Origin of the sequence: Pseudorhodoferax sp. LjRoot39, assembly GCF_964253035.1 — a bacterium.
GTDB lineage: Bacteria > Pseudomonadota > Gammaproteobacteria > Burkholderiales > Burkholderiaceae_C > Pseudorhodoferax.
The window spans coordinates 5719709-5734277 of the sequence record NZ_CAXUQL020000001.1 but is presented as its reverse complement, the minus strand read 5'-3'; the positions used below and the strand labels follow the sequence as shown (position 1 = coordinate 5734277).

The 14569-nt window shown below is 70.8% G+C and carries 14 protein-coding genes and 2 tRNA genes; 4 read left to right on the top strand and 12 right to left on the bottom strand.

Features of this window, described 5'->3' with window-relative positions:
- Positions 1-20 precede the first annotated feature (20 nt).
- Entirely contained in the window at positions 21-938 is a 918-nt protein-coding gene (locus ACSQ4M_RS26665) for a DMT family transporter (RefSeq protein WP_436192410.1), read from the top strand.
- Between the two features lie 72 nt (positions 939-1010).
- On the opposite strand, the gene ACSQ4M_RS26660 is transcribed toward ACSQ4M_RS26665, so the two are convergent.
- Positions 1011-1649: a DUF6806 family protein gene (locus ACSQ4M_RS26660; RefSeq protein ID WP_436192409.1), complete on the bottom strand. Its 639-nt coding sequence runs from the start codon at positions 1647-1649 to the stop codon at positions 1011-1013.
- Between the two features lie 355 nt (positions 1650-2004).
- On the opposite strand from ACSQ4M_RS26660, the gene ACSQ4M_RS26655 reads away from it, so the two are divergent.
- Positions 2005-2250 carry a hypothetical protein gene (locus ACSQ4M_RS26655; protein WP_436192408.1) on the top strand — a complete coding sequence of 82 codons (246 nt, stop codon included), beginning with the start codon at positions 2005-2007 and terminating at the stop codon, positions 2248-2250.
- Here ACSQ4M_RS26655 and ACSQ4M_RS26650 read toward each other — a convergent pair.
- The 5 genes from ACSQ4M_RS26650 to phhA all read right to left on the bottom strand — a co-directional run bounded on the left by ACSQ4M_RS26650 (position 2240) and on the right by phhA (position 5746).
- A complete protein-coding gene (locus ACSQ4M_RS26650) occupies positions 2240-3301 on the bottom strand; it encodes a P1 family peptidase (RefSeq protein WP_436192407.1) in 1062 nt (353 codons plus the stop codon). The genes ACSQ4M_RS26655 and ACSQ4M_RS26650 overlap by 11 nt on opposite strands.
- Positions 3302-3448: 147 nt before the next feature.
- Positions 3449-4519, bottom strand: a complete 1071-nt coding sequence (locus ACSQ4M_RS26645; RefSeq protein WP_436192406.1) for a patatin-like phospholipase family protein — start codon at positions 4517-4519, stop codon at positions 3449-3451.
- Positions 4520-4573: 54 nt separating this feature from the next.
- Positions 4574-4666: transfer RNA gene (locus tag ACSQ4M_RS26640), tRNA-Leu, on the bottom strand.
- Between the two features lie 92 nt (positions 4667-4758).
- A tRNA-Cys gene (locus tag ACSQ4M_RS26635) sits at positions 4759-4832 on the bottom strand.
- 14 nt (positions 4833-4846) lie between these two features.
- Positions 4847-5746, bottom strand: coding sequence for a phenylalanine 4-monooxygenase (gene phhA, locus ACSQ4M_RS26630; RefSeq protein ID WP_436192405.1), 900 nt, complete (start codon positions 5744-5746; stop codon positions 4847-4849).
- Between the two features lie 173 nt (positions 5747-5919).
- On the opposite strand from phhA, the gene ACSQ4M_RS26625 reads away from it, so the two are divergent.
- Positions 5920-6588 carry a glutathione S-transferase family protein gene (locus tag ACSQ4M_RS26625; RefSeq protein WP_436192404.1) on the top strand — a complete coding sequence of 223 codons (669 nt, stop codon included), beginning with the start codon at positions 5920-5922 and terminating at the stop codon, positions 6586-6588.
- 3 nt (positions 6589-6591) lie between these two features.
- On the opposite strand, the gene ACSQ4M_RS26620 is transcribed toward ACSQ4M_RS26625, so the two are convergent.
- The 6 genes from ACSQ4M_RS26620 to ACSQ4M_RS26595 all read right to left on the bottom strand — a co-directional run bounded on the left by ACSQ4M_RS26620 (position 6592) and on the right by ACSQ4M_RS26595 (position 13054).
- The gene (locus tag ACSQ4M_RS26620; protein ID WP_436192403.1) at positions 6592-7500 is read right to left on the bottom strand and encodes an SDR family oxidoreductase; all 909 of its coding nucleotides are present in this window, start codon (positions 7498-7500) and stop codon (positions 6592-6594) included.
- Positions 7501-7525: 25 nt separating this feature from the next.
- Positions 7526-8368: a glutamate racemase gene (gene murI / locus ACSQ4M_RS26615; RefSeq protein ID WP_436192402.1), complete on the bottom strand. Its 843-nt coding sequence runs from the start codon at positions 8366-8368 to the stop codon at positions 7526-7528.
- Complete coding sequence (locus ACSQ4M_RS26610) at positions 8368-9921, bottom strand: fumarate hydratase (RefSeq protein ID WP_436192401.1); 1554 nt, start codon at positions 9919-9921, stop codon at positions 8368-8370. The genes murI and ACSQ4M_RS26610 overlap by 1 nt, the downstream gene beginning before the upstream one ends.
- Positions 9922-9970: 49 nt before the next feature.
- Complete coding sequence (locus tag ACSQ4M_RS26605; RefSeq protein ID WP_436192400.1) at positions 9971-10651, bottom strand: response regulator; 681 nt, start codon at positions 10649-10651, stop codon at positions 9971-9973.
- Complete coding sequence (locus ACSQ4M_RS26600; RefSeq protein WP_436192399.1) at positions 10648-12141, bottom strand: ATP-binding protein; 1494 nt, start codon at positions 12139-12141, stop codon at positions 10648-10650. Before ACSQ4M_RS26600 ends, ACSQ4M_RS26605 begins: the two co-directional genes overlap by 4 nt.
- Positions 12142-12208: 67 nt before the next feature.
- Positions 12209-13054 (bottom strand): intradiol ring-cleavage dioxygenase, encoded by an 846-nt coding sequence (locus tag ACSQ4M_RS26595; RefSeq protein WP_436192398.1) that lies wholly within the window; start codon positions 13052-13054, stop codon positions 12209-12211.
- Positions 13055-13179: 125 nt separating this feature from the next.
- On the opposite strand from ACSQ4M_RS26595, the gene fumC reads away from it, so the two are divergent.
- Entirely contained in the window at positions 13180-14565 is a 1386-nt protein-coding gene (gene fumC / locus ACSQ4M_RS26590; RefSeq protein WP_436192397.1) for a class II fumarate hydratase, read from the top strand.
- Positions 14566-14569: the final 4 nt, after the last annotated feature.

The following is a 14569-nucleotide window of genomic DNA, read 5'->3' as shown; positions in this document are numbered from 1 at the left end:
GAGACGCGCCGGTGCCTTGCATGTCCAGCATTCCCTTGCCGCCCGCCGCCGTTCCCGTTCCCGTGCGGGACCAGGCCCGGCGCGCTGCTCCGTGGATGGCGGGCTGGCTGTCGCTGATGCTGGTCGTCGCCGTGGCGGGCCGCCAGGCCACGCGCGAGATGGACGTGTTCCAGATCATGGAGATGCGCTCGCTGATGGGCCTGGTGCTGCTCTATCCACTGGTGCGCATGGCCGGCGGCTTCTCGGCGCTGCGCACGCGCCAGCTGCCGCGCCACGTGGGCCGCAACGCCGTGCACTACGCCGCGCAATACGGCTGGTTCCTTGCGCTGACGCTGATCCCGCTCGGGCAGGTGGTGGCCATCGAGTTCACGATGCCGATCTGGACCGTCCTGCTGGCCGCGCTGTTCCTGGGCGAGCGGCTGCACCGCTGGAAGCTGGCCGCCGTCGTGCTCGGCGCCATCGGCGTGGCCATGATCGCGCGCCCGGCCGGCGGCGCCGGCATCGGTGCCGGGCAAGCCATCGCGCTGGTGGCGGCGCTGGGCTTCGCGGTGTCGGTGATCCTCGTGAAATCGATGGCCCGCACCGAGCAGGCCGTGACCATCATGTTCTGGATGCTGGCGGTGCAGTCGGTGCTGGGCCTGCTGCCCGCGCTGGCCGTGTGGCGCTGGCCCACGGCCGCCGGATGGGGCTGGGTCACGCTGGTGGCCATCGCGGGCACCTACGCGCACTATTGCATGGCCAGCGCCATGCGCCACGCCGATGCCACCGTGGTGGTGCCGATGGACTTCCTGCGCGTGCCGCTCTCGGCCCTGGCCGGCTGGCTGGTCTACGCCGAGCGCATCGACCTGTGGATGGCACTGGGCACGGCGCTGATCCTGGTGGGCAACCTGCTCAACCTGTGGCGCGCGCCGGCGCCCACCGGCACCGTCCGCTCCTGACGTTTCGGTCTATCGTCGGCAAGGCTTGCGGGCAGCGGTGCCGAAGGCCGCGGAGCGGCCTGGTGGGACGTCTCAATGAAGGTGGCGCGGGCGGCGGCCGCCGCCACCGCCGTGGCTGCCGCCACCGGAGCCGGGGCCGCGCGAGGGCTTGCCCAGGTCCAGCGAGTTCGTCAGTGCGTCGAAGCGCTGCGTGAACAGCTTGTCGATCTCGGCCACCACGCCGGACAGCTCGCTCGCGTCGAAGTGGCGCTCCATGGTGTGGATCACGTCCTGCACCAGCAGGTCGCGCTGCACCTGCATGATGGCCGCCGGGTCGGGGCCGACGAACAGCATGACGAAGTCGTCGCGCGACTCCTCGTCCTCGGGGGGCTCCTCGTCGTCCTCGTCGAATTCGGCGTCGTAGAAGCTGACCTCGATGGCCGCGCCGCGCTCGGACAGCTCGTTCAGGCTCATGCACATCTCGTCCAGCGCCTGCTTGAAGTCCTCGTCGCCGGGCACGGTCCAGCACATGTCGAGCAGGTGCTCGGCGGTCTCGAAGCGGATGCCGGGCTCTTCCTCATAGGCGCTGGCCGCGGCAGCCGCCAGTGAGCGTGCACCGGCGTATTTCCACAGGGGTTTGAGCGCCTCCTGGATCTGCTCGTAGTTCACGTCCGCGCGCAGCGGCACCTGGCCGTGGACGTGGATCTCGAAGGGGGCGTTGTAGCGTGACATAGGGGGATGGTAGCGGGTGCGTGAGGCCATGCCAACGCGGTGTGCGGCGGGGCCCGCAAGCGGGGTCGGGCAGCGCGGACGCACTGTGGCGCGCGCTGCTTTCGCCGGCCGCCAGACTGTGTGGGCGCCCGGCGTGGGGAGTCCGGCGGACGTTGGCAAGGCGCGTATTTTGCAACATGCCGGACGGGGCCAGGCTCGGCACGGCATGCGGGCACATATACTGTAATTAAATACAGTCACCCATTGCGCGATGGATCCCGTCCAGCTCTGCTTGGATCTTCAACCCCCGGCGCCTCCAGCACCACCTCCGCCACCGCCACCGCCGTATGCCGCGGTGTTGCGCGAGGATGCGGGCATGACGGAGCAGCAACGCGCTGCGGCGGAACTGCGCTTCCGGGCGGCGCTGGAAGACCGGCTGGGTCCACCCGAACAGGTGGCGGCCCTGGTGCGCCAGCTCATGCAGGCGGAGCGCGATGGCGAGGCACCGGCGCCAGACCTGGTGCGCCGCTGGGAGCGTGCCAATGCCGCTGCGCGCTACACCGGCCTGCAGAGCCTGGCCGACGTGACGGACGCCTGGTTCGAGGTGTCCGTCACGTCCTGAGGTCGGCGGCGCTCGGGTAGCCCTCGATGCCGTTGGCGGCCCGGACGGCGCGCACCACCGCGCGCGCCATGGCCTCGGCGGCGAGCATGCCCAGCAGGTTGGGGTTGCCCGTCTTGCCGGACTTTCCCGTGCCCAGCGCGAAGAGGGTGTCGCCGTCGTTCATGGTGTGGACGGGATTGATGCTGCGCGCCAGGCCGTCGTGCGCCATCTGGGCGATCTTCTGCGCCTGGGCCTTGGTCAGCACGGCATCGGTGGCGACGAGGCCGATGGTGGTGTTGGTGCCGGCCAGCAGGCGCTGCGGCACCTGGCCTGCCGCGATGGCGCGCCGTGCGTCCAGCAGGCGGCGGCCGTCCTCGGTGCGCGCGCCGGCGATGGGCTGCGCCGTGTCGGGGTCGATCACGTCGCCCACCGCATTGGCCACGACGATGGCGCCGACCGTGAGGCCGGCCACCTGGAGCGAGGCCATGCCGAGCCCGCCCTTCATGGCGCGCCTGGCGCCGAACAGCTTGCCGACCGTGGCGCCCGCGCCAGCGCCCACGTTGCCTTCGGCCGGCCGCTGCGTGCTGGCGGCTTCGCAGGCGCGGTAGCCGGCCTGCGCGTCGGGACGGATGCGGCCATCGCCGACACCGAGGTCGAAGATGATGGCCGCGGGCACGATGGGTACGTGCGTGACGCCCACGTCGAAGCCGATCTTGCGCTCCTCCAGGTAGCGCATGACCCCCGTGGCCGCGTCGAGCCCGAACGCGCTGCCGCCGGACAGCATGACCGCGTGCACCTTCTCGACGAGATTTGTCGGTTGCAGCAGATCGGTCTCGCGCGTGCCCGGTGCCGAGCCGCGCACATCGACGCCACCGACTGCGCCGTCCTCGGTCACGATGACCGTGCAGCCCGTGGGCCGGCGGCTGTCGGTGAAGTGGCCGACCCGCAGGCCGGGTACGTCGGTGATGCTGCCGGCGTCGTCCTGCCAGGCGGCGCGCGGCTGCGCGAGCGCGCTGTGCCAGGGTGCGGCGGCGAAGGCGCTGGCGCCGGTGATGAAGAGTCGTCGATCCATGGGTCGCTTCCAGGTGAGGGTGTCGGAGTGCGCAAGGGCAGGGCCGGCGCCAGTGTCCACAAGTTCCGCGCCGTGGCGCGCCGGCGAGCCCTCGCGCCACCCGTGGACGCGACGATGCCAGCTGCCGGGGGCATGGCGCCGGGCTGCCTACGGCGCCGGGCAGCCGCTGTCCATCCCCGCCATGCCGGCCAGCTTCTGCAGGCGCGAACGTTGCGCCAGGCAGGCCTCGTGCTGCGCTTCGGCCGCTTTCTGCTGCGCGAGGCGGGTGGCCTGGTTGCGCGCCGCCTGCAGTTGCGCGATGCGCTCGCGGATCTGCGGCATGGCGGCCAGGGCCGCCTTCTCGCCCTCCAGGATGGCGTTGGCACGCTGGGTGAAGTCGGCCGCGCCGATGTCCAGCACCTGCGGGCGCACGATGACATCGGCGCGCGCCAGCTCGGCCTGGCCCAGCTTCTGTCCCATGATGGCGATGGACTGGCCGAGCGTGCCCAGCATGCCGGCGGGCGCCTGGCCGCGCGCCTTGCTGGAGATGTCCACCGCGACCACGACGTCGGCGCCCAGCTGGCGTGCCGCATCGACCGGCACGGGGCTGACCACGCCGCCATCGACGAAGTGGAACCTGCCGATGGTGACGGGCTGGAACACGCCCGGCACGCTGCTGGAGGCCCGCACGGCCTGGCCCGTGTTGCCGCGTGAGAAGACCGTGCGTTCGCCGTCCTCCAGCCGGGTCGCCACGGCCGCGAAGGGCTTGGCCAGCCGTTCCAGCGGCTGGCGGCGCACCTGCTCGTTCACGTAGTCCTCCAGTTTCTGGCCCAGCACCAGCCCGCCGGAGGAGAGCTGCAGGTCGCGGATCCGGGCCTCGTCGAGCGCGACGGCCTTTTCCTGCAGCTCGAACGCGTTCATGCCGCTGGCGTACAGGGCGCCCACCACGCTGCCGGCGCTGGTGCCGGCCACCACGGTGGGCGCGAAGCCGTTGGCCTCGAGCATCTTGATGACGCCGATGTGCGCGAAGCCCTTGGCTGCGCCGCCGCCGAGCGCGACGCCGATCTTGATGGCCGCGGAAGGCGAGGGCGATGTCGCGGCCGGTTCGCTGGCCGCGGCGGCCACGGTGCTGGCGGGCGGCGCGCTACCGCAGGCCACCAGCGCGGCGGCCAGCAGGAATCCCGCGGGGCGAAGCCAGGCACCTGCGGTGCAGGAAACGGTCGGAGCGTGAAGGCGCATGCCGGGAAAGGATCTGGACCCGGTGCATTGGCGGGTCGGGCTTGCAGGAGGTTGTGGTGCCCCGAACGGGGGTCGAACCCGTACGCCCCCTCGCGGGTAAGCGGCGGATTTTAAGTCCGCTGTGTCTGCCAGTTTCACCATCGGGGCACATCGACAAAGCAGGCCTGCCGACACGAAACAGCCCCTGGAGCACAGGGCTGCAGGGGCTGCCGATCTTTACGAAATCATCACGAAGAATCTGGAGGCGCGACCCGGAGTCGAACCGGGCTAGACGGATTTGCAATCCGTTGCATAACCGCTTTGCTATCGCGCCAAAAGCCCACGATTCTATACCAACTTCTGGGCGCTTTTGGCTGCGTGGTAGCGGCCGGTGCCGCGCACCAGCACGCGGTCGCTGGCCAGCACGGTGCCGGGCACGTGCTCGGCCTGGCCCTGGGTGCGCGCGTACAGCGGCGCGAAGTCGATGCGGGCCAGTTCCAGCAGCTGATCGAGGTCGTCGATCACGAAGTAGCTCTCCTGGAAATCGTCGATGCGGTAGCGCGTGCGCATCACGCGCTCGAGGCCGAAGGCGATGCGGTTGGGCGAGGGATCGTCGAGCGCGAACACGGTTTCCGTGTACGAGGAGGCGATGCCCGCGCCGTAGATGCGCAGCCCGTCGGCCTGCTGCACGAGCCCGAATTCCACCGTGTACCAGTAGACCCGCGCCAGCTTGTCCAGCACGCCCAGCTGCTGCGCGCGCAGGCCGCCCACGCCATAGGCCTGGATGTAGTCGGCGATCGCCGGGTTCATGAGCATGGGCACGTGGCCGAACACGTCGTGGAACACGTCGGGCTCTTCCAGGTAGTCGAGCTCTTGCGCCTGGCGGATGAAGTGGCCGGCTGGAAAGCGCCGGTTCGCGAGGTGCTCGAAGAACACCTCGTCTGGCACCAGGCCCGGCACGGCCACGACCTGCCAGCCGGTACGGGCGTGCAGGATCTCGGAGAGGCGTTCGAAGTCGGGAATCTGCTCGGGCCCGATGGGCAGATCGCGCATGCCCTGCACGAAGGCATCGCAGGCGCGGCCCGGCAGCAGCCGGCTCTGGCGTTCGAACAGCGTCTTCCAGACGGCATGCTCCGCGGCCGTGTACTGCGACCAGCCCTGGGGGATGGTCCAGTCCGCGCGTGCAGGCCGGCCGGTGTCGCCGGCGGCCAGCCCGTGCCTGGTCTTGGTCTCTTGCTGTGCTTGCATGTGCTCTCCCGGTCGGCCGATGCCGCTTGTCCAGGCCATTGCACTGCGCCACGCGCCACTGCGCAAGAGGACGGCGACCCGGTCGCGCGCACAACGCCGATATCCTGCGCGCGACAGCGCGCGCAGCGCAATGACGCAAGAATCCTGCGACGCCCACGCTATCCTTCGACGCCATGCCCACCCTCTACCACTGTGTGAGCGCACGCTCGTTCCGTCCGCTGTGGACGCTGGAAGAACTGCAGGTGCCCTACGCGCTCAAGATGCTGCCGTTCCCGCCGCGCGCGCTGCAGCGCAGCTACCTGGACACCAACGTGCTGGGCACCGTGCCCTTCCTTGAGGATGGCGACCAGACCATGACCGAGTCGGCCGCCATGTGCCAGTACCTCGCGGAGACGCAGGATCCGGACAACCGCCTGGGCCTGTGGGTGGGCCGCGGCGAGCGCGACCACGCCCACTACCTGAACTGGTTGCACCACGGCGAGGCCACGCTGACCTTCCCGCAGACGCTGGTGCTGCGCTACGGCCGCTTCGAGCCGCCCGAGCGGCGCCAGCCCCAGGTGGCCGAGGACTACGGCCGCTGGTTCCTGGCGCGGCTGCGCGCGATCGCGGCGCGGCTGGAGCACCAGTCCTTCCTGGCGGCCGACCGCTTCACGGCGGCCGACGTCTCGGTCGGCTACGCGCTGATGCTGGGCGAACTCGTCGGGCTGTCGGGCCAGTACCCGGCCAGCGTGCAGGCCTACTGGGAGCGGCTGCGCCAGCGGCCCGGCCACCTGCGGGCGCTGGCGGCCCAGGAGCACGCCGCGCAGGCGCAGGGCGTGGCCGTGGCGCCTGCCACCCTCTGAAGCTCAGCGGCCCGCCGGCGCGTCGAGCGCGAAGGCCGGTGGCTGGCGCCCATCGACATCGGTGAAGCCGTAGCGCTGCGCGAGCTCGGCCACCAGCAGCACCTGGCCGCTCCAGTCCAGCACCTGCGGGTCGGCCGCCAGCGCGGCCACGGCCCGGCCCAGGTAGCGCGGCGATTCGGTCCGCGCAAGTTCCGGGCGTTCGTGCCAATGGTCTTCGTCCGTGCGGTGGCCCTGCAGCACGAACTCGGTGCGCATCCAGCCTGGCGACAGCGCGAGCGACGCCACGCCGTGCGGCCGCAGCTCCTCGGCCATGCCGAAGGCCAGGCGCGTCATGGCGGCCTTGGCCAGGTCGTAGTACAGGTTGCCGCGCAGGTAGTGGCCGCGGTCGTGGAAGGTGGTGGTGACGATCAGCCCGCGGCCCTGCGCCACCATGGCCGGTGCCGCCTGGCGGCTGGCCAGCAGGTGGTGCCGCACACCGTGCTGCAGCATGCTGTCCCAGTGCGCGAGCGGGTGCTGCCAGAACGGCGCGTCGAACACGCCGTCGAAGCTCTGGTGCCCGCCCCAGGCGTTGTTGACCAGGAGGTCGATGCGGCCGTGTTCACGCAGCACGCGCTCGAACAAGGCCTCGACCTGGGCTTCGTCGCCATGGTCGCAGGCGATGGCGATGCCGCGGCCTCCAGCGGCGGTGACGGCTTCGGCCGTGCTGTCGATGTCGCCGGGCAGCAGGCTCTGGCCCGACAGCGCGAGGATCCCGTCGTAGCCCGCGGCAGGCCGCTCGCGTGTGCTGCGGCCGGTCACGACCACGGTGGCGCCCGCGGCGCCGAGTTCCAGGGCGATGCCGCGGCCCGCGCCACGGCTGGCGCCGGTCACGACGGCGATGCAGTCGGCCAGTGGTTGGGGGTGTTCGGACATGGCAGGGCTCCAGGGCGCAAGTCGGTCATGCCATGGTCCCACAGGCGGCCGGCACGTGCAGGCGTGCCAGCCAATGCCGGGCGGCGCGGTCGAGTTGCGTGGTCGGGCCGCTGCTGAGCAGGCTCAGCTCGCCGAGCCGTGTGCGCCGCGCCAGCCCCCCGGGGCCGAGCCGGCGCATGGTCTGCCGGGCCACGGCCTCGCCGGTGGCCACCAGCCGCACCCAGGGACCGAGCAGCGACTGCAGCAGCGGGGCGATCAGCACGTAGTGGGTGCAGCCCAGCACCAGCGTGTCGATCTCGCCGGGGCCGGTGCCGAAGGGCCCCATCTGCGCGAGGTAGTGCGCGGCCAGCGGCTGCACCGCATCGGGTCCGTCGTCACGGTGCACCGAGGCGTCGATGGCGGCGGCCAGGCCGTCGCAGGGCTGGACCACGCAGTCCACGTCGCCGGCCACGGCCGCCTGCAGCGCCGCGAAGCGCGCACTGGCCAAGGTGCCGCGCGTGGCGATCACGCCGATGCGGCGCGTGTGGCTGGCCGCCACGGCGGGCTTCAAGGCCGGCTCCACACCGATGATGGGCAGGGCAGGCCATTCGGCGCGCACGGCCTCGGCCGCGGCGGCGGTGGCCGTGTTGCAGGCTATCACGAGCGCCTTGACGCCGCGCGCCTGCAGCGCCGCCGTGATGGCCTGCGTGCGCTGCTGCACGAAGCCGGCATCGCGCTCGCCGTACGGCGCGAAGCCGCTGTCGTCGGCGTAGATGAAGTCCTCGTGCGGCAACGCCGCATGCAGTGCGCGCAGCACCGACAGGCCGCCGGTGCCGCTGTCGAACACGCCGATGGGTCTGGGGTCGCCCGCCGGCATGGCCTGCAGCATCAGGCGCTGGCCAGTTCGATGCCCTTGAACTCGCCGCTGGCGATGCGCTTGGACCACTCGGCCGGGCCCGTGATGTGCGCGCTGGTGCCGCCGGCGTCCACGGCCACGGTGACGGGCATGTCGACCACGTCGAACTCGTAGATGGCCTCCATGCCCAGGTCGGCGAAGCCCACCACCTTGGCGGTCTTGATGGCCTTGCTGACCAGGTAGGCGGCGCCGCCCACGGCCATCAGGTAGGCGCTCTGGTGCTTCTTGATGGCCTCGATGGCGACCGGGCCGCGCTCGGACTTGCCGATCATGGAGATCAGGCCGGTTTCGGCCAGCATCATCTCGGTGAAGCCGTCCATGCGCGTGGCGGTGGTCGGGCCGGCCGGGCCCACGGCCTCGTCGCGCACCGGGTCGACCGGGCCGACGTAGTAGATGACGCGGTTGGTGAAGTCCACCGGCAGCTTCTCGCCCTTGGCCAGCATGTCCTTGATGCGCTTGTGGGCCGCATCGCGGCCGGTCAGCATCTTGCCGTTCAAGAGCAGCGTGTCGCCGGGCTTCCAGCTGGCGACTTCTTCCTTGGTCAGCGTGTTGAGGTCGACCTTCTTGCTCTTGTTGTAGTCGGGCGCCCAGGCCACGTCGGGCCACAGGTCCAGCGAGGGCGGATCGAGGTACACCGCGCCCGAGCCGTCCATCACGAAGTGCGCATGTCGCGTGGCCGCGCAGTTCGGAATCATGGCCACCGGCTTGCTGGCCGCATGCGTGGGGTACATCTTGATCTTGACGTCCAGCACGGTGGTCAGGCCGCCCAGGCCCTGCGCGCCGATGCCCAGCGCGTTGACCTTCTCGTACAGCTCGATGCGCAGCGCCTCGACCTTGCTGAGCTCGGCTCCCGAGGCCTTCTTGGCCTGCAGCTCGTACATGTCCAGGTCGTCCATCAGCGACTCCTTGGCCATCAGCACCGACTTCTCGGCCGTGCCGCCGATGCCGATGCCCAGCATGCCCGGCGGGCACCAGCCCGCGCCCATGGTCGGCACGGTCTTGAGCACCCAGTCGACGATGGAGTCGCCCGGGTTCAGCATGGCCATCTTGCTCTTGTTCTCGCTGCCGCCGCCCTTGGCCGCCACCGTCACGTCCACGGTGTTGCCGGGCACGATCTCCGTGAAGATCACGGCCGGCGTGTTGTCCTTGGTGTTCTTGCGGTCGAAGTGCGGGTCGGCCACGACCGAGGCGCGCAGCGTGTTGTCGGGGTGGTTGTAGCCGCGCCGCACGCCTTCGTTGATGGCGTCGTCCAGGCTGCCCGTGAAGCCTTCCCAGCGCACGTCCATGCCCACCTTGAGGAACACGTTGACGATGCCGGTGTCCTGGCAGATCGGGCGCTGGCCGGTGGCGCTCATCTTGCTGTTGGTCAGGATCTGCGCGATGGCGTCCTTGGCCGCGGGGCTCTGCTCGCGCGCGTAGGCACGCGCCAGGTGGGCGATGTAGTCGGTCGGGTGGTAGTAGCTGATGTACTGCAGCGCGGCGGCGATCGATTCGATCAGGTCCGCCTGCTTGATGGTCGTGGTCATGTCGTGGGGGGATCGTTGTAGGAGGCGGGCCGAATTATCCCCAACGGCGTCAGCCCGGTTCGGGCGCAGGGTCGAAAGCGAATCCCACGCCGTAGACCGAGCGGATCCACTCGCGCCCCGGGCCGGCCGCGGCCAGCTTGCGGCGCAGGTTCTTGATGTGGCTGTCCACCGCGCGCTCGTTGACGTCCTGCGTGTCCTCGTAGGCCAGGTCCAGCAGCTGCGCGCGCGAGAACAGCCGGCCCGGCTGGCGCGCCAAAGCCTGCAGCAGGCGGAATTCACGCTTGGTCAGCGTCAGGGTCTGGTCCAGCAGGCGGGCCGACCAGTCCTGCGGGTTCAGCAGCAGAGCGGCTGCCGGTGCGGCGGTGGCCGGGCGCGCGCGCCGCAGCACCGTCTTCACGCGTGCCACCACCTCGCGCGGCGAGAAGGGTTTGCAGATGTAGTCGTCGGCGCCGAGTTCCAGGCCCAGCAGGCGGTCGAGTTCTTCCACGCGCGCAGTGAGCAGGATCACGGGATGGGTGGTGCCGGGCTGCAGCTGGCGCAGGATGGACAGCCCGTCCAGGCCGGGCAGCATGATGTCCAGCAGCGTGAGGTCGGGCGGGTCGGCCAGCAGCCGCGCGAGTGCCGCGCGGCCGTCGGCGATGTGTTCGGCCTCGAAGCCGGCATGGCGCAGGTAGTCCAGCAGCACCGAGGCGATGTCGGGTTCGTCTTCGACGACGAGAACGCGGGTCACAGGTTTTCCAGCAGGGGCAGGCGCAGCACGATGCACAGGCCGCCGAGCTGCGAATCTTCGGCTTCGATGTGGCCACCATGGGCCAGCACGAGGTTGCGGCAGATCGCCAGGCCCAGCCCGGAGCCGCCATGGGCGCGGTTGCGCGAAGCCTCGCCGCGGTACAGGCGTTCGAACAGGCGCTTGCGCTCGGCCGGCGCCACACCGGGCGGGCTGTCGTCGAAGCGCAGCGCCAGCCAACGGCGGCCGGCGTCGCTCACCACCGCATGCCGCAGGCGCAGCTGGCCCCCCGCGTCGGTGTAGCGCAGGCTGTTCTCCAGCAGATTCAGGAACACCTGGTGCAGCTGGCGCGGGTCCGCCGAGATGGTGGGCTGCGCCTCTGTGCGCGCGGCGGCCAGCAGCGCCGCTGCCTCCACCGCGATGCCGGCCTGGGCGAAGCGCTCCTGCATGCCCGCCAGCGCCTCGGCCAGCAGCGCCAGCGGGTGCACGGGCACATGGCCCAGGCGCAGTCCCGTGCGTGGCGTCTCCAGGCTGGTGCGCAGGTCGTCCACCAGCTGGATCAGCCGCATGACCTGGCGGTGCAGGCGCAGCGCGGCCTTGTCGTCGAAGTGGCGGATGCCGTCCTGCAAGGCCTCGATCTCCGCGCGCATGGCGGCCAGCGGCGTGCGCAGCTCGTGCGCCACGTCGGCCAGCCAGTCGCGGCGCGAGCCGTCGGCCTGCTCCAGGCGCTGCACCATGTCGTTGAAGGTGGTGGCCAGGCGCGCCAGTTCGGCCTCGCCGGCCACCGGCACACGCGCCGACAGCTGGCCCTGGGCCACGGCACGCGCACCCTCGGCCAGCGCATGCACAGGTGCCAGCCAGCGCCGCGTGAGCCACCACGACAGCAGCGCTGCGAGCGCCAGCCCGGCCAGGCCCGTGGCGGCCACGAAGCCCAGGTGGCGGCGCAGCAGCGCGCGGTCTGCGGCGCTGTCCTGCACGCGGGCCGGCTCCAAAACCAGCGTGCCGACCACGGCACCGTCCAGCAGCACGGGGCGCGTGGCGGCGTCCGGCATGCGGGTGTCGATGCCGGCCACGGAGCGGCCCTGGGCGTCGCGCAGGCCCAGGCGGCGATCCGGGCTGCCGGGCGGTGGCTCGTCCGGGTGACCGCGCGGTGGCCGGCCCATGGGTGGGCGCTCGTCGCCGAAGCCAGGCCTGCCTTCCTCGGAGGGCGGCGGCGGTTCGCCGCGGCGTGGCATGCCGCCGAACTCGGGCCGGCGCAGCTCCTGCCACAGCGCCGGCTGGGCCTGCAGCCGGGCCCAGCCGCCGTTCTGGCGGTGGTGCTGGGCAAGCCGCTGCACCAGGCCGTCCATGCGTGCCAGCTCGATCTCGGCGGCGTAGGGGCCGAGCCCCTGCTGCAGGCCGATGCGCGAGAACGCTGCGAAGGCCAGCAGCAGCACGGCCAGCATCGCAGTGAAGGCGGCGAAGACCTTGGCTTGCAGCGTCAGGCGGGGCATGGAGGATGGGGTCGGCGGGCCGGGCATTGTGCGGCAGCCGGCGGCCAGGCGGACCGCGGCCTTGCCGTCACGTCGCGATGGAGATCGTGATGGCGGCGGTGTAGCCGTCGGTGGCGTTGCCGCTCATGGTGGTCATCTCCAGGTCGTAGCCGTCGCTGAAGATGTTGTCGCTGGCCAGGCTGATGCTGTTGAAGTTGCGGATGCTCGCGCTGTACAGGCCGCTGCTGTTGTAGATGGTGGCCATGGTCTCGGGCGGGAAGGCCAGTTGCGTGGTGCGCAGCTTGTTGGCCGCCGCGGTGGCCGTGGCCAGGCTGCGGTAGACCTCCAGGTGCATGTGTGGCACGCGGCCCGAGTAGCAGCCCGGCACGATGGTGGTGAAACTCACTTTGCCGTTGGCGTCGGTGGCCTGCACGCCGCGCAGCTGGTTGTCGTTGACGCTCTGCGTGGTGTAGACGGAGTAGTTGCCGTCGGCTGTGCAGTGCCACAGGTAGATCGCATAGCCCTCCAGCGCCGCGCAGTCCTGCGTGGTGCTGGTCAGGGTGATCTCCACCGCCAGCGGCACACCCAGGGCCTGGGCCGTGGCGCCGATGCTGGTGCGGATGTCCGAGCGCACGATGCCCGCCAGCGCCAGCACGTTGTAGGTGCGGCTGCTGGCCGTGCTGCCGTCGGCAGGGTAGGGGCCGGCGGTTTCCTCGGGCACGACGGAGCAGCTGGCGCCGGTCTCGGTGGCCGTGCCGGATCCGCTGCTGCCCGAGGTGCTGCTGCCCGTCGTCGTGCCCGTCGCGTCGTCCTCGCCGCCGCCGCAGCCCAGCAGGGCCAGGCTGCCGAGCGCACCCAGTGCGCCCAGGGTTTCCAGGGTGTGGCGGCGGCTGAAGGCGCGCGGCAGCGCGGGCAGCGGTCGTGTTTCGGGCATCGGGTTCTCCGTGGTGAAGGGGTGGACGGCACTGTGCCGGCGAATCGGGGAGAAACCGTGTGCACACCCTGGCTGTGGTGCGTCCGCTAAGATGAGAATTGCTCTTGTTTGTTGAGACCACCACCATGACCACCCGTACCGAACGCGACACCTTTGGCCCCATCGAGGTGCCATCCGACAAGCTCTGGGGCGCGCAGACCCAGCGCTCGCTGCAGAACTTCGACATCTCGGGCGAGCGCCAGCCGCGCGAGATCATCCGTGCGCTGGCCCAGGTCAAGCGGGCCTCGGCCACGGTGAACCATGCGCTGGGCCTGCTCGACGCCAAGAAGAAGGACGCCATCGTCGCCGCCGCGCAGGAAGTCATCGAGGGCAGGCACCCGGACGAGTTCCCGCTGGTGGTCTGGCAGACCGGCTCGGGCACGCAGACCAACATGAACCTCAACGAGGTGATCGCCAACCGCGCCAGCGAACTGCTGGGCGGCGAGCGCGGCGAGGGCCGGCTGGTGCATCCCAACGACGACGTGAACAAGAGCCAGTCGTCCAACGACGTGTTTCCCACGGCCTCGCACGTGGCCGCCGTCGACGCGCTGACCCACAAGCTGCTGCCGGCCATCGACCTGCTCAAGGCCACGCTGGATGCCAAGGCCAAGGCCTTCGACCACATCGTCAAGATCGGCCGCACGCACCTGCAGGACGCCACGCCGCTCACGCTGGGCCAGGAGATCTCGGGCTGGGTCGCGCAGCTGGAGCACGGCAGGAAGCACGTGCAGGCCGCGCTGCCGCACCTGTATGAACTGGCGCTCGGCGGCACGGCCGTGGGCACGGGCCTGAACGCGCCCAAGGGCTATGCCGAAGGCGTGGCCAGCGAGCTGGCCGGCATCACCGGCCTGCCGTTCGTCACCGCGCCCAACAAGTTCGAATCGCTGGCCTCGCAGGACGCACTGGTGCACGCCCACGGCGCGCTCAAGACCCTGGCCGCCAGCCTGACCAAGATCGCCAACGACGTGCGCTGGCTGGCCAGCGGCCCGCGCAGCGGCATCGGCGAGATCAGCATCCCCGAGAACGAGCCCGGCTCGTCCATCATGCCGGGCAAGGTCAACCCCACGCAGAGCGAGGCCGTGACCATGCTCGCGGCCCAGGTGTTCGGCAACGACGTGGCCATCAACATCGGCGGTGCCTCGGGCAACTTCGAGCTCAACGTGTTCCGCCCGGTGGTGGCCCACAACTTCCTGCAGAGCGTGCGCCTCTTGGCCGACGGCATGGTCAGCTTCAACAACAACTGCGCGGTCGGCATCGAGCCCAACCTGGACCGCATCGCCCACCTGGTCGAGCAGTCGCTGATGCTGGTCACCGCGCTGAACCCGCACATCGGCTACGACAAGGCGGCCGCCATCGCCAAGAAGGGCCACAAGGAAGGCCTGAGCCTGCGCGATGCCGCCATCGCCTCGGGCCACGTCACGGGCGAGCAGTTCGACCAGTGGGTGGTGGCCGCGAACATGGTGGGCCGCTGAGCGG

Coding starts and splice junctions, on each gene's coding strand:
- ACSQ4M_RS26600 (WP_436192399.1), bottom strand. CDS start 12,141: ATGCCCCGCCTGACGCTGCAAGCCAAGGTCTTCGCCGCCTTCACTGCG.
- ACSQ4M_RS26655 (WP_436192408.1), top strand. CDS start 2,005: ATGACGGAGCAGCAACGCGCTGCGGCGGAACTGCGCTTCCGGGCGGCG.
- ACSQ4M_RS26625 (WP_436192404.1), top strand. CDS start 5,920: ATGCCCACCCTCTACCACTGTGTGAGCGCACGCTCGTTCCGTCCGCTG.
- fumC (WP_436192397.1), top strand. CDS start 13,180: ATGACCACCCGTACCGAACGCGACACCTTTGGCCCCATCGAGGTGCCA.
- ACSQ4M_RS26650 (WP_436192407.1), bottom strand. CDS start 3,301: ATGGATCGACGACTCTTCATCACCGGCGCCAGCGCCTTCGCCGCCGCA.
- ACSQ4M_RS26610 (WP_436192401.1), bottom strand. CDS start 9,921: ATGACCACGACCATCAAGCAGGCGGACCTGATCGAATCGATCGCCGCC.
- ACSQ4M_RS26645 (WP_436192406.1), bottom strand. CDS start 4,519: ATGCGCCTTCACGCTCCGACCGTTTCCTGCACCGCAGGTGCCTGGCTT.
- phhA (WP_436192405.1), bottom strand. CDS start 5,746: ATGCAAGCACAGCAAGAGACCAAGACCAGGCACGGGCTGGCCGCCGGC.
- ACSQ4M_RS26595 (WP_436192398.1), bottom strand. CDS start 13,054: ATGCCCGAAACACGACCGCTGCCCGCGCTGCCGCGCGCCTTCAGCCGC.
- murI (WP_436192402.1), bottom strand. CDS start 8,368: ATGCTGCAGGCCATGCCGGCGGGCGACCCCAGACCCATCGGCGTGTTC.
- ACSQ4M_RS26665 (WP_436192410.1), top strand. CDS start 21: ATGTCCAGCATTCCCTTGCCGCCCGCCGCCGTTCCCGTTCCCGTGCGG.
- ACSQ4M_RS26660 (WP_436192409.1), bottom strand. CDS start 1,649: ATGTCACGCTACAACGCCCCCTTCGAGATCCACGTCCACGGCCAGGTG.
- ACSQ4M_RS26620 (WP_436192403.1), bottom strand. CDS start 7,500: ATGTCCGAACACCCCCAACCACTGGCCGACTGCATCGCCGTCGTGACC.